At 78.2% G+C, this 316-nt stretch carries 1 pseudogene; it reads right to left on the minus strand.

Features of this window, described 5'->3' with window-relative positions:
• Positions 1-131: 131 nt before the first annotated feature.
• Positions 132-316: pseudogene (locus PUR56_RS12895) on the minus strand (hypothetical protein); the annotation flags it as partial.

Raw genomic sequence — 316 nt, forward strand, 5'->3', positions numbered from 1 at the left:
CTGGCGGAGGCCGGCGACCGCGGTGTGGCCGGCCCTGGGGTGGCCGGCGTCCTCGCCTTCGGGGGCGTGGGGGTGGGGGTGGTGGGTGGGCCGTGCGAGGGTGGGGCCGGCGCCCACCGAGAACGCCCCGGCTATATCCACTCTCGCCCTACCCGCCTGCCGTCCGAGATGCCGAGGGGGGCGAGGGTGGTGCCGGGGGAGGTGGCGGTGTCGAGGGGGCCGAGGAGGAGGAGGGTGGCGTCGGTGTGGGCGTGGAGGGGGAGGTGGGGGCGGCCGGTGCCGAGGTAGAGCATGGCGCCGGGGTCGAGGCGGAGGC

The organism is Streptomyces sp. BE303 (assembly GCF_036290945.1).
Taxonomy (GTDB): domain Bacteria; phylum Actinomycetota; class Actinomycetes; order Streptomycetales; family Streptomycetaceae; genus Kitasatospora.